9 protein-coding genes and 1 tRNA gene are annotated in these 13,207 nt (G+C 68.2%); 1 reads left to right on the top strand and 9 read right to left on the bottom strand.

The annotated features are described in order from the left end of the window. Positions 1-488: 488 nt before the first annotated feature. The 5 genes from AC02VZ_RS13445 to AC02VZ_RS13425 all read right to left on the bottom strand — a co-directional run bounded on the left by AC02VZ_RS13445 (position 489) and on the right by AC02VZ_RS13425 (position 7,146). Entirely contained in the window at positions 489-650 is a 162-nt protein-coding gene (locus tag AC02VZ_RS13445; RefSeq protein ID WP_168724127.1) for a hypothetical protein, read from the bottom strand. Positions 651-750: 100 nt separating this feature from the next. Next, complete coding sequence (locus AC02VZ_RS13440; RefSeq protein WP_432054666.1) at positions 751-3,747, bottom strand: WD40 repeat domain-containing protein; 2,997 nt, start codon at positions 3,745-3,747, stop codon at positions 751-753. Then, positions 3,744-4,559 (bottom strand): serine peptidase, encoded by an 816-nt coding sequence (locus AC02VZ_RS13435; protein ID WP_381311512.1) that lies wholly within the window; start codon positions 4,557-4,559, stop codon positions 3,744-3,746. Before AC02VZ_RS13435 ends, AC02VZ_RS13440 begins: the two co-directional genes overlap by 4 nt. After that, positions 4,556-6,142, bottom strand: coding sequence for a hypothetical protein (locus tag AC02VZ_RS13430; protein ID WP_381311514.1), 1,587 nt, complete (start codon positions 6,140-6,142; stop codon positions 4,556-4,558). The genes AC02VZ_RS13435 and AC02VZ_RS13430 overlap by 4 nt, the downstream gene beginning before the upstream one ends. A gap of 928 nt (positions 6,143-7,070) precedes the next feature. Further along, positions 7,071-7,146: transfer RNA gene (locus tag AC02VZ_RS13425), tRNA-Arg, on the bottom strand. Positions 7,147-7,354: 208 nt separating this feature from the next. On the opposite strand from AC02VZ_RS13425, the gene AC02VZ_RS13420 reads away from it, so the two are divergent. Further along, complete coding sequence (locus tag AC02VZ_RS13420) at positions 7,355-8,251, top strand: DUF5655 domain-containing protein (RefSeq protein WP_432054668.1); 897 nt, start codon at positions 7,355-7,357, stop codon at positions 8,249-8,251. A gap of 178 nt (positions 8,252-8,429) precedes the next feature. Here AC02VZ_RS13420 and AC02VZ_RS13415 read toward each other — a convergent pair whose 3' ends face one another. From AC02VZ_RS13415 to AC02VZ_RS13400, 4 genes are all read right to left on the bottom strand, one after another. Further along, positions 8,430-9,794: an SPDY domain-containing protein gene (locus AC02VZ_RS13415; RefSeq protein WP_432054669.1), complete on the bottom strand. Its 1,365-nt coding sequence runs from the start codon at positions 9,792-9,794 to the stop codon at positions 8,430-8,432. A gap of 64 nt (positions 9,795-9,858) precedes the next feature. Next, positions 9,859-10,974, bottom strand: coding sequence for a DnaB-like helicase N-terminal domain-containing protein (locus AC02VZ_RS13410; RefSeq protein ID WP_381311519.1), 1,116 nt, complete (start codon positions 10,972-10,974; stop codon positions 9,859-9,861). Further along, the gene (locus AC02VZ_RS13405) at positions 10,974-12,296 is read right to left on the bottom strand and encodes a DNA cytosine methyltransferase (RefSeq protein ID WP_476475420.1); all 1,323 of its coding nucleotides are present in this window, start codon (positions 12,294-12,296) and stop codon (positions 10,974-10,976) included. The genes AC02VZ_RS13410 and AC02VZ_RS13405 overlap by 1 nt, the downstream gene beginning before the upstream one ends. Continuing rightward, positions 12,242-13,201 (bottom strand): adenine nucleotide alpha hydrolase family protein, encoded by a 960-nt coding sequence (locus tag AC02VZ_RS13400; protein WP_432054671.1) that lies wholly within the window; start codon positions 13,199-13,201, stop codon positions 12,242-12,244. The genes AC02VZ_RS13405 and AC02VZ_RS13400 overlap by 55 nt, the downstream gene beginning before the upstream one ends. Positions 13,202-13,207 lie beyond the last annotated feature (6 nt).

Raw genomic sequence — 13,207 nt, 5'->3', positions numbered from 1 at the left:
CGGACGCCGAACGACGGTGCCGGAATGACTCACGGGCGGATTCAACAGGGCGCTGAGGTTCACCCGGTTAGAGTACGACGATTAGGGCTTCCGGGCTCCGGAATTTCGGGTTCCTGATCCGGGATGATGGTTGGAAATCGGTGCTCCAGACTCCTGGCGGGGCACGAAGCTGTCCGAGTCGAGAGCACGGTGCCACCGCCCAAGCGTAATGGTCGGGTGTACGAGGACGGGTAAAGGAATTCTGCGTGACCACTGATCGGGAGGCGGGAACCCAGGGGGCGGAGGATGGCGGGCTGCGTGGTCAAGCGCAGCCCGGTCCGGTCTGCTCTTCGGCGCCGATGGCCATGGGCGCTGGAAGGGAACGTCTTGGAGTAGAGCTGCGAGCGTGTGCGTATGGCTCCCCGAGGAACGACGGCCCAGGCAAGTAAGTTCCGACTTCTCGCCTCACCGCTCGCCGAGAAATTCGCAGGCACCGTGGGCCCTGGTGCTCAGCCGACGCTTGTGGTGTGGCTGTGGATACGCACGTCGAGCGCTCCTGGCGAGCGCGTGTCCGCCCGCCGACCGACGCGCAGCCGGGAGGCGTTGAGGCCGTCACGCTGGGCGATGAGCACCCCGAGGTCGTAGCTTCCCTGATTATTGGATGTGTTCAAGCGTCGGGGGAGCAAGGGTTACGCGAACGGCAATGTCGGCTACCAGCGGGTTCGCACGTCGCATCACCCACCAGGCGGGGCTACCAGGCCGGTCGTCCGGCTAGATGCCGCAACTTGCGCAATGGCTGCCGATTTTCCTGCGTCTTTTGGCCAGTTCACCGTTGTGTTCAGCCCAGGCAACAGCCTTGCGGCCCTCGGCGGTGGGGAGGAAGAGGCTGGGGTTCTCCGCCCGGCACACGTACTCCTTTTGGAGGAGGGAACGCAGTTGCCTCTTCACACACCGGCGGAAGTGCCACCTGAAGGCCGCGTGCACTTCTGAAACGCCGACGGGCTCGCCCCCCTGGCAGACGTGGAGCAGGACCGAAAGTTCCAGAGGGGTCATCTGTCCACCGATGTCCTCCAAATTGTCCTCCGTGCCCCCAATGTCTCCTTCGTGTAGGGGGCTCGACGCCGCCAGAGGCACTTTGACGTCATCCCAAGGTCCCGGGTCGTAGGAGGCGCTGAAGACGGCAAGTTCCCGCCCGTATCCGACGGCGAGGACCCCCTCCGTCAGGGAGAGCGCGCCGATCGCCTCGGGCAGGGTCACAACGGTGTGTATATCGCCTGTTTCCACATCCCAGAAGTGGAGGGTTGTACGGGACGGATCCGCGGTGACTACCACGGGGCGGCCATGCGATGTGCCGATCGCGGTCATCTGTGCTGGGCCCGATGTGAGAAGGCAGCGCCGCCGACCGGTGTCGGCGTCCCATACGCGTACCCGGCCATCCTCGTACGTGGCCGCCACCATCGGCCCTATGGGTGTCGTACCGATGGCGACACTCACCGCGTCGCCGCCCCCGCCAGACAGGGACCTCCGGGGTGCGCCAGGGTTGAGGTTCCATAGCTCGATCAAGCCATCATGATGGGCGATGGCAGCGACCGTCTTCCGGCCGATCCGTCCCGTGGTCACTGCCACGCAGGGCAGGCCCTGCAGAGGGTGGTGAGTTGGGCGTCCCCCAGTGAGCGAGTGAACTCGCAGTCTTCCGCCGCCCGACGAGTCGATACTGAGAACGAGGGGGCGCCGCCGCGAGCCGCCCACGGCCAGTGCCGTCACAGGTGCGTCCGGCGTGGAGCACGGGGTGCACTGCCAGAGCCGTTCCCCGGTCGCGGGTCGCCGGGCGGTCAGCTTCCCGTCGTCAGTAGCAATGACGGCGACTGGCCCCTCGAGTGTTGGGCCGATCCCCACGGCCGTGATCCTGCCAGTGCCGTTGAGATGGTTCCCCTCGGACATGCCGTCCGACGCGGTCACCACGCGCAGCCGCTCGTCGCCACAGCCGGTAGCGATCAATAGCCGACCATCCACGCGGCTGAGGGCCACAGAGCTGACGGGGATGGGGTAGGTAACTCGGCCTGCGGTCCTGACACGCCGGTCGTTCAGCGCCCAGACACGCGCCGTATTGTCCTGGCCCGCGCTGACCGCCACCGGGTTGCCAGAGATGTGCGGGACGGTGATGGTTCGGGGGAGGTCAGTGTGAGCGCTGAACGTCTGGCGGAGGCTTCCGTCCGCCATACTCCACTCGCGTAGGGTGCGGTCGGCTGATGCAGACAGCAGAGCGTATCCATCCAGTGAGTCGAGCAATCGTGACCGGCGGAGACCTTCACTGTCCGGGGTGATACGCGGTTTGACACGCGGAGTGTGGAAGACCGACTGGATGCCCGGAAACGAGCTGTGCGGCTTGTCCACCTTATGTCTGGCCGGGGCGTCGTACACGGCCAGGTCGGTGATTGCGCCGAGGTGGCCGGTGAGTTGGCGCAGGGGTCGTCCTCCGCGTTCCAGGTCCCAGAGCCGGATCGTCCCGTCCTTGCCACCAGTGACAGCCACACTGCCTCGACTCGTGTCAAGGGTGGTGAGGGTGTTCACAGCACCTGGTGGTCCTTCGAACACACTGGTCAGTTTTCCGTCCAGCAGGTCCCACACCTGCCCCACGCCGTCGGCGGTAGTGATCACCACGACCGGGATCAGGTCGATTAAGGCCGGTGCGATACCGGTGATCTCCCCAAAGTCAAGCGGCTTCCTGAACAGTTCCATTCCCGTGGCGGGGTCGAGTGACAGCAGCTGCCTTTGGCCGACGTAGGCGACCATGTCGTTCATGCCACCTACGGCGGCGACCAAGCGGCCGCCGGGAGGCACGCCGGTGAAAACCCTCCAGATCTCCCCAGTTTCTAGGTCTCGGATGCCCACCGTGCCGTCGCTGCCGTGGGTGATGACGACCTGGACGTCATGGAGTTCGTGCAACTGGAGTCCGTGCACCGCGCCGTCGTGTGCGGTCGTCTCCCAGAGGGTTTCCCCACTCCACGGTTTGCAGCAGCGCAGCGTTCCGTCTTTCGCCGCTGTGAGCACGAGGGCACTGGAGGAGTTCGAGGTGGCCACGGCCGTCAACGGCGCCACATGTCCTGGCAGAACACGCAAACGCGTGCCAGAAGCCAAGTCCCAGACGCCCGCTGCCTTGTCGCCGCGTGCAGCCGTCACAGCAAAGTACTGGCCCCGGGCTGTCCCAGTCGCAAGCGACTCGACCGGTGAGTCGTGGACGAGGGTGCCACGGAGCGCGAAGCTAACGTTGCTCGCAGTGGACCAACGGCACTGCCACAGTGTGGGAGGTGCGTGACGAGGATGGTAGAAGGACTGGCAGAGGTCGGGCCACTGATGGCGGGCGGCATCCACGGCGAGGACGTCGCGCCGTGCGTGCGGCTCAGCCGTGATGTGCTCCACTAGGGAAGCCCGGTAGAGCGAGAGGGCCCGCACCGGTTCCATCGCCTTGCCCTCCAGGTACGCGCCGAAGCGCAGCACCGGACCGGGGCGGGCGTGGACGAGGAACTCGCAGTCGAGGAAGAGACTCGGCAGACGGCCGGACTCGGCGGCGTGTTCAGTGGCGTGGCGCAGGAGGTAGGGCGACGCGAGGTCCCAGCGTGGCCGACCGCCCTCCCGGATCGGCGCCGTAAGTCGGTCCAAAATCAGGCCAGCGATGGTCTCGCGTTCTGGACGTTCGCCGTCCGTCTGATTTCCCTCATCCACGTCTGTCTGTTGGGGATCCTGCTGGTCTTCTTCCACCGGGCTCACGCCGCAGTCGTCAGAACGTGCGCGAGACCGGCTGACTTCAGGTAAGACTCCGCATGGTGGAACTTGAACCCTTGGTGAACGACGTGGTGTTCATCGCTGTCCACGCCGGCGAAACGCTGGGATACTCCTTTGGCGGGGATAGCCACGGGGTCGCCGGGATCCGCCAGATTCGCCCAGCGGACCACCTGGGGCGGCCTTGCGCCTCGGCCAGCCTCGGGCGACGGGTGCAGCCGGTCAAAAATGGCCTTTGGCAGCGCGAGCGGCGAGCCCACTGTCACCCACAGCGGAACGGGGGGCGTGCCGTCGTGGTACAGGGTCTCGTACGCCACGACCGAGCCCAAGGAATGAGCGATCAGCACGTCCGGCCTGTGGCGGTCGAGCGCCTCGCGGAGCCGCTGCTGCACCGCGTCGCGAGCTGGGCCTCTCCGCTGATAGGCGGCGACCTCCTTTGCGAAGCGGACCATGAACCACTCCATGAGCCACTCTGGGCACGCCCAGCTCTCCGCCAGGTCGGCGATGCCGTCGCGCAGCACCGCCGTGAGCAGTCCCTGTGGGACGCGCCCAGGGGACGAGGCGGCGGGCTGAGCGCCGAGGAGTTCACGGACGGTCTCCTCCTCGGCCTCCGTCAAGTCCTCCAGGTCCGAGGCATCGTCGCTCTGGCCGCCCCGGTCGCGCAGCAGATCGGCGTAGTACACCACCTCGACCTCGGCGCCCAGGTGCCTGCTCCAGGCAGCTGAGAGGTTCCGGGCCGCTGTCTCCGGCACCTCGCCCGGTCGGTGGTTACCGATGCCGTGGATTCCAACGATTTTCACTCCGGCCCTCTGGGAGAGTAGGGATGCGATGTCAAGTAGTCGGCCAGGCCCTGATGGAAGAGTCGGTACAAGGTGGAGCCGTCACTCTCCACGCCGGTACGCATGTAGAAGCGGCCGGCCTCCAGCAACTCGCGAACGTTGTGGTCCCCGACCTCCGGGTTGAATTCGGGCGCGACCGCCACGACGGCTTCGGTGGGAAACCCCTCGCCCTTGGCCCAGGCCACCGCGGAAAGCACGGCCCGCAACCGTGCCCCCTCTGGACGCAGGCTCAGGTCAAGCTCCAGCACGTCGGGCAGGGTGAGCGGGACACTCTCGCCACGCCGCGCTGCGGAGGCCGTGTCTTCTGGGACTGGCAGCCGTTCGAGCGCGCGGCCGTAGATCCGGGCCACGAGGAACGGACCCCAGTGCCGAGTGGTCCGAGGATCGTGGGTTAGCGTTGCGGCGATCGTGCCAGCCAGCGTGGTACGCACGGCGCGTCGAGACGGTTCCCGGTAACCAGGGAGTTCGGCGAGACGCATGGCGAGATGCCGGGCCAGGTCATCGCGGATTTCGTCGTTCGGTACGTTGTCCAGGTCGAGGAGTGTTCCATGCCGGACGGCGCGTTCCAGGAGCGGCTGAAAGCGCGAACCACGCCGGGTGCCGACGAGCAGCCGCACTGCGGGCAGCCCGTCAGGGCGGACGGCCTCGACCAGCGGCAGAAGCAGCCGCCGCATCAAATCGACGGGATCATCGGCCTCATCCAGGGCGTCGAAGACCAGCGGCGGGACGTCCGGGAGCGACAAAACGGCGTCGATGAGAGCCGGTGCGGTCCACATCTCCTCCCGTCTGATGCCTCGGCAGGGGAGCCCCCATTGCGTAGCGAGGGAGGCGACCACGGCATCCAGCCCGCGGTTACGGGCGTGAATGGCCGCCAGCATAGGATTGGGTGAGGGGACGCCATCCGGCTGTTGGGCGGCTAGGTATTTGCGAATGTCGGGGGCAGCTCGCACGATCTCCTGGTGCCCGGCGCAGACCAGCGCCCCGAGAAGGGCCGACTTGCCGCAGCCGGGGGCACCGGTGACAACACTAAGCCCGCCGGCGGTTATGTCGTCCAGCCAGGGGGCCAGCGCGGTGAGCTGCCGACGGCGGCCAGTGAAGTGGTCGCCGACGCGGTCCATGAAATGCTCAGCACCCAGGTCGGCCACGAATGCCCGAACGGGGGCGTCAACCGTCTGAAGCCGCTCCTGCCGTGGGTCGCTGATCCAGTTGGGGTTGGGGAAGAAGGGCAATTCGAGCGGCTGTGAGGTGTCGACTTTGGTGGAGTGGACCTTCTGGCGACGGCTCACCGCGCTGACTCTCCGCTGGATTGCCGACGTCACCCGGTCCCACCGCACGTAGCGCAGAGATGGGGAGGTGTCGAGCCCGTTGACAGCGATCTCCTCCAGCACTTCGGCCACGGCCGTGCTGAACACGCCGTCGTAGGCCGCCTTGTCCGGACTGGTGGCTGCGATCACCCAGGCGTGCAACTGGTCATCCGAGATCTGCATCAATTGCCCGATCCGGGCGGCGCGTCCAGCCCTGCACAGGTCGACCAGGAACAGCATGGGTTCCTGCAGGCTGTTCGCCTCCTGGACCCACAAGCTCACGTCAGTCCCCAATCCAGGGTCCCCACACGAAGGCACCATGGACAACCGCTCTGTGCCCTCGGCCTTCCGGCCCCGGCCCGGCAGGGCCGATGTACCATGCGAGACGACGTGCACGATACGGAACTGGTCCTCGCTCGCCATCTCCCAGTTCCGCCGCACCGCCTTGCGATCGGGCTCCCGAACAGTAGTCACCTGGTACGAGAGCTTCCCATATGCCTGCTCCAGCCTAGATAACAGCTCCGGCACGAAGGGCAACTCGCTCCACCCCTGGCCCGGTTCTGGTTCTGAGTCCGGCGCGATGGACGAAGTGAAGCGGCTTACGCCCATAAGCAGTGCACGCGGGAACGCTGAACCCGCTGCAGCTTCGCCCCTCATGTCGACTTCCCCCCCGCCCGAGCGTCCCGCGTGATAGCTCTCACAAGAACTGTCCCCGGGATCGTACCGGTCGCCGCTGATGCCGTTGGGCAGCATGAGCCCGGTGGCCGCGCGAGACTCTCCGCCGGACCGTGGCGCGCGAGAGGCTGGAGGGCGGCAGACCTCTCCAGCCGGCAACATGGGTGCCGCGTTATCCAAAACTGGCAGTGACCAACCGGAGTGCCGCCCGATTAGGAAGGTCGAGACCGCCGGGGCGCCGAGCCGGACAGCTCACCTTCCTCGTCGATCACACAGCTGCGGCCATCGCACGTCCACCCGGCCCCGGCTGCCGCACACGCTCAGGGCAATGCTTCCACGACCCAGAGATCCTGAACACTTCGACTTGACAGGGAACGTAGCGGCTGATCGCGTCGGATCCGGCGATGTGGCTGTGAGCGGGGGCTGCGGATCCGAGCGCCGGGCTGTTCAGCACACGTTTTCACAGGCTTATGCACTGGTTGGGGTATGGCGGTGGCGCCCCCGGCAGGTCTCGAACTTGCGGCCAAGCGCTTAGAAGGCACGTGCTCTATCCGCTGAGCTACGGGGGCTGACCTGCGTAAACGCAGCTTCCGGGAGCTGTCCCCCAGGTCGCGGGGGACACATGGGGGAACCGCGGATTCCCGGTGACCGGGGGGCGCGAGCTCCCTGGTCGAGCAGTACGTAGGGTCTCACACTATCTTCACGCCCCCGAAGGCTCTCGCGGAAACAATCCCGCACCCCGTCGGCGTTGGTGATCTCCGAGCCGAGGAGGGGAAGGTGTCGGGCCTGAAGCTGTTCCGCACGGACACGACGAACAGCGGCATGACGGAGGTCATGCCGCGTCTTGCTGAGATCGAGGCCGATGTGCAGGCTTTGGTCGAGGCACACATGGAGACGCTGCTGGGCGTCCGGTTCCTGGCGAGCGAGTACAGCACTGGGCCCGCCCACGGGGGCCGGATCGACTCGCTCGGGCTGGACGAGAACGGATCGCCGGTCATCATCGAGTACAAGCGCGGCACGGACGCCGGCGTCATCAACCAGGGCCTGTTCTACCTGGCCTGGCTGATGGACCACCGGGCGGAGTTCGAGCACCTGGTCCGCGACCGGCTCGGGGTGACGGCCGCGTCCCAGGTCCTGTGGAGCGGACCGCGCTTGATCTGCATCGCCGGCGACTTCACCCGCTACGACGTGCATGCCGTGCGCGAGCACCGGAGGTCGATCGACCTGGTTCGCTACCGACTCTTCGGCAGGGACCTGCTCGGTCTTGAGACCGTGGCCTCCGTGAGCGGCGGCGTGCAGGTGGCCCGCCGGGCACGGCGCCAGGCGGTTGCCCGGGCGGCGGCTGATGTCCAGGGCGCGGCGATGCGCGAGTTGGCGGGTGCGGTCGACGAGGTTCTGCTTGGGCTCGGGGATGGTGTGAACCGGGTGGAGCGCAAGACCTACCGGGCGTATCAGCGGCTGCGCAACTTTGCCTGCCTGTGCCCGCCGCAGCGAAGCAAGCTGCTGGTCTATCTGAAGGTAGATCCGAAGAACGTCGATCTTGTTCCGGGCTTCACTCGGGACGTGTCCGGTCTCGGTCACCACGGCACGGGTGATCTGGAGGTCCAGCTCCGTACGCTGAGGGACGTGGAGCGGGCGCAGGACCTGTTCCGGGCGAGCTACGCGGCGGCGTGATCGCCCGGCGCTCCCGGCCTCGTGACGGGCTGCGCTACGTGTGGTGTCTGCGGTCGTGGGAGGAGCCTCTCGACGTGCGGGCAGGGCGTGGCGGTGGAATATCTATGGTGCGCGGGATCGCCGGTTTGGCCAACCGGCGATCCCGCGCTATGTTGCCCCGCTCGTGCGGGGCCGATGATCAGCGTGAACGGCTGGCGGGTCGGCCGGCCGTGACCGCCGGAGCCGCCGGTGCACTGGCTGCGAGGCGAATCCTGTGCTCGCGGCCCGGCTGGGGCTGGCGCGTGCCGGTCTCGTGGGCGAGAGATTCGGAGAGGTCGGCCAGTAGCGAACTTGGGGTGTGCGGGGACGCGGTGATGGCCCATGTGGGCCGGTCCGGGTCGGGGCCGGCCCAGATGGTCCAGGTGGCTGGGTTTTGGGGGGCCTGCGCGGTCAGTGGGTCAAACCGAACGCCTGCCTGCCCGTCGGGGGACGTCCACCGGATCCCGTGCCCTGTCAGGGTGTGCTTCCACCCGGCCTCAGTGAGCGGCTGCGTGGCTGTGGTGACCGTCCTCTCGCCCACTGGGACGCCGATGACCGTGTCCCAGCCGTCGCCGTCGGCGAGGTGATTCAGCAGATTCTGCAGTACTGGGGCGGGGGTGGCGCTGGTCGCGGTGAGGTGCCACATGCGGTCGGAGACAGGCGTTTCGTAGGCGGCCACGGTCCAGGCGGTCTCGCGGGCCTGGGTTTCGTGGACGCGTTCGATGCGCAGGGTCTGCGATTCGTGGATGGCGTGGGTCGTTTCATCGGACCAGGTGCGCCACTTTTCGAACTCGCCGTGCGTGTCGAGGAAGGTGCCGAGGAGCGCGTCGTGGTCACCGGCATCGGCCAGGTAGATGGGGACGGCCTCCGGCTCCGGGCGGGACGGTTCGAGCTTGGCTGTGGTGACGTCGAAGACGGAACGCGCTGCGGTGGCGGCGCGTTCGGTGTCGGTCAGGGGCGCTGGGCCGGGGCGCATTTCGGCCGCGTGGGCGTTCTCGAAGGCCACCAGTGCTTCCGCGGGTGAGTCGAAGGTGTCGGCGATCTGACGCAGATGGTCCTCGCCGTGGAGGTAGACGGACTTGCCGCCCTGGTGGAGGTATGTGCCGACCGCGACGGTGGTGTGGCCGTCGTGGGCGTGGGCGTGGATCAGGAGGTGGCCGTTGCGGATGTCGTCGTGGATCTTCTGCGCCTGGTTGGAGACCTCGCGGATCTCGTTGCGGGTGCACCAGGGCATTGGGTAGTTCGGCCAGGTCCATTCCTCGTCCATGGCCTCCTGGAGGCGCGGGGTGATCTCGACGGTGATGCCTTCGGCGGTCAGGCGTTTGGCTGCGTCGGCGGCCCAGTAGGGCTCCTCGTGATCGATGCGGGCCAGGACCAGGACGCCTGTGGCGGCGGCACTCCAGCCAGCATCCTCCAGAGCCATGGAGGCGACGCGTGCCTGGGTGCCGGTCAGCACGGCCTGCACGGCGCTCGGGTGAGTGGGGTGGGTGTCGAGGCGGACATGGGCGTCGATGGAGGCAGTCACGTGAGGGTCTCATCCGTTCTGCCGGTGACCGGACCCGCGGGCCCGGCCACCGCGTAATCGGGAGTTATCGGGTTGCTCGTGTGGGCCGGGCGGCGTGTGCGGCCGTGGTGGTCGGCGGGCCGGCGCGGGTGGCAGGCGCCGCTCGCCGCTGCTGCGGCGGAGTGGCTCCGGCGGCGTGCTGCCAGCGGGTGCGGACGGCGGCGATGTCAGCGAGAGCGCGGCGGGCCCCGGCGACGAGCTGGAAGGGGGTGTTCGCCGAGTCGCCGGCGTACGCCTCGACGCGCCGTCCAGTGTGTTCGGCCGTGGCCAGCAGGGAGCGCCGCAGGGCGCGTTCGGCCCAGTGCTCGACGGATCCGGCCGGTTCGGCCAGCATGCGCAGGACCTCGCCTGGTTCACGGCCGTAGTCGAGCAGGCCGCGCTGCTGGGCTTCCCATAGGACGGTGACGGGGTCGATGGGCTCGTCGCGGCGGGCGAGGGTGGTCAGGCACTGCCACAGGCCGGCGTGCAGGGGCAGGGTGAGGTCGTCGGGGAGCAGCCACCGGACGGCGTCGATGTCGTCCGGGCGGGCGGTGGCGGTCGCGAGCAGGAGCTGCTCCTCCTCGACCGCCTCGGTGTCGTCGGCGGCGATGGGAGGAGGTGCCGGGGTGCGGGGAAGGACGCCGGAGCGCGGGGGGAAGCGGTTCGCGATGTCGTCCACGACCGCGGCAAGTGCATCCGCCTCGGCGAGCGCTGTCTGGACGGGGTGCGGGAGGGAGGCGTCGTGGACGGTGTGGACGAGGTGTTCGGCGGCCGTCAGCAGGCGACGGCGGGCGTGCTCGGCCTCGACCATCCGGGCGTACGCGGGGGCGTGGCTGGGCCAGGGGCAGACATGAACGAGGGCGTGCAGGTAGGAGGCGGTCAGTCCGCGCGCCTCCTCCAGGGCGGTGGCGAGTACGCGGTCGAGCCACGTGGTGTTCTTCGCGTGCTCGGCGGGATCGGGCCGCGGCACGGTGTTGATCGCGGCATACAGGGCGGCGTGCGCGGCGGTGGAGAACGAGTCGGCGGCGATGCCGTTCACGTCGTCCAGGCGGTGCGGGTCGAGCAGGAGAGCCCCCAGGAGTGCCTGCTCGACGTGGAACACCGGCTGGGGCGGTGGGACGGCGTCAAGGTCGTCTTCGTCGGGTTCGGAGGTGTGGGGCATCAGGCGGCGAGGGTGAAGTCGTCGGGGTCGAGGGTGAGGCCGAGGTGCGGGGCGAGGAGGTGGCCGGCGAGCAGCGGGGGAACGGCGTTGCCGATCTGGGAGAACTGCTGGCCCTTGTTCCCGGCCCAGGGATAGTCGGCGGGAAAGGTCTGCAGGAGGCCCGCCTCGCGGGCGGTGATCCGGATCGGCTCAGGAACGGCCGGCGCATCGGCTTCTTCGGCTGGCTGTGTGGCGGGTTCGGCGACCCAGGTGCACTCGTTCGCACGGTGCCCGAAGAACAGCGTGCCAGCCGGCTCCTGGATGGACCGGACGGTGGCGTTGGCCTGGTTGTTGCTGCGCAGGGACCAGGACCAGCGGTGCGCCTCGGCGGTGAACGTGGGCGCCGGAGCGTCGGACGCACGATTCTCGCGCGTGCCGTGCCGGGCCGCCCACCCCGCGCCTTCCCGGCGGGACTGCAGAACCACCCCGTCCGGCCGCGGCATCCAGGTGCCGCGCTCCCGCGCGTCGGACAGCGTCTTGCGAGAGCCCGACGGGAACGGCTCGGGGCCGCCGCCAGGCCCACCTCCTGCACAGACGGTGGGGACGGGCCGGTCGGTCGCGCCCCATCCCAGGGCTTCGGCCATGCTGACCCAGCGGGCACGGCCCGGACCGAACAGCGATTCCGGCTCGGCGAGCGGGGCGTGCGTGGGCGTGGGCGGCTGCGCCGTGCGGACGCGGGAGGCCAGGAGGATTGCCCGCTTCCTGGTCTGCGGGACACCGAAGTCGGCGGCGTTGAGGATCCCGCACCAGACGGAGAACCCCCACCCGCGCAGGACGGCCGCGTACTGCTTCCACAAGGGCAGCACGTCCGGTACTTCCTCCATGGCGACCCAGTCGGGCTCGCCGACCGTATTCAGCGCGTGCAGGTAGCGCATCGGCTCGGCGGCGAGCAGGGAGCGCTCGTCGCGGCAGGCGGTGAGGAGGCGTTCGCGGGTGTCGCGCCCGGCGGCCAGGTCTTCGACCGCCGCGTGCACCAGCGGCTGGTCGAGAAGGCCGAGGCGCTTGCCGGCCATGCTCCACGCCTGACACGGCGGCGAAGCGATCACACCGCGGGTGCGGCCGAGGAACGGCCAGGCCGGATACCTCGCCACGTCGCATCGGATGGTCAACTGTCCTGCCGCAGCACGGGTCTTACATGCCCACGGGTCCCATTCCAGGCCGACGTCGCGCACGCCCAGGACGTGCAGTGCCCTGCTCCAGCCGCCCGGCCCCGCGAAGAGGTCGAGTATCACGTGGCCAGCCCGAAGTCGTCCTGCGTCAGCGCGTCGGCGTCGCCCCGGCATGCCCAGGGTGAGCAGCCGTCCTCGACACCGTTCTCCAGGACGTCGGCCTCGTCCGCGCTGATCCGCAGGGCGGCCCGCTCGGCAGCCGTGACGTGATCGATGGGGGCTTCGCTGAGCGGGACGCGGGAGCGGTGCAGGAACGCCTCGCCGAGCAGTCTGTTGCCGGTGGCGTTGGCCCGGGCATTGCCCTGCCGGATGGCCGCGTCGAATTCGACGACGTCCGCCCACTCGGACGGAGATGTGTCCCTGATATGCCGCCACTGCGCATTTCCATGGAAGAAGAAGCTGCAACTCGACTTCGGGGTATCGGCGAGACCGAGGGAAGTCAGGTAGCGCGCGCAGTCGGCCCTGCTCCAGGACATGTCCAGAAGGGGATGCCGGTTGCGCATGTACTTGACGTCCGCGTCCTTCGCGCGGTGGAATTCATCCGTGGAGATTCCTACCCACTGCTCGACGAAAACGCCCTTCGGGATGCGTGCCGGATAGGGGTAGCCGAGCAGTTCGCGGGCCTTCTGCTTGATTGGCTTAACCTTATATTCGCCGGTGCACTGCCGCCGGGTCATCCCAGGTCGCCCGTCCTGATTGAGGATGTGGAGCGGCATGGAGGCGAACCGGTGACCCGGGTTCAGGGCGTCGTCTCGGATATTTCCGGCCGACACGCGCAGTACGGGTATACCGGCGGGGGCGGCTATCTCTTCTTCCAGGCGGTCAAGGTGTGCATAGACCGCTGCGGGTTCCCATCCGGTGTCGGCGAAAATCGCGTAGTCGACCTTGGGGAGAATGCCCTCGGCTGACAGTGCGAGGAGCGTGCTGGATTGAACTCCCGCGCCGAGGGAGAGTGCGCGGAATCTGGGCTGATCTGAAATGGTCTGTCCTGGGTGTAGGGAGAAGGGGGGCGCTCGCATCGCGGC

It is taken from the genome of Streptomyces sp. 3-6 (assembly GCF_056323165.1).
The sequence above is the reverse complement of the archived record's forward strand: the minus strand, read 5'-3'. Positions and strand labels throughout refer to the sequence as shown.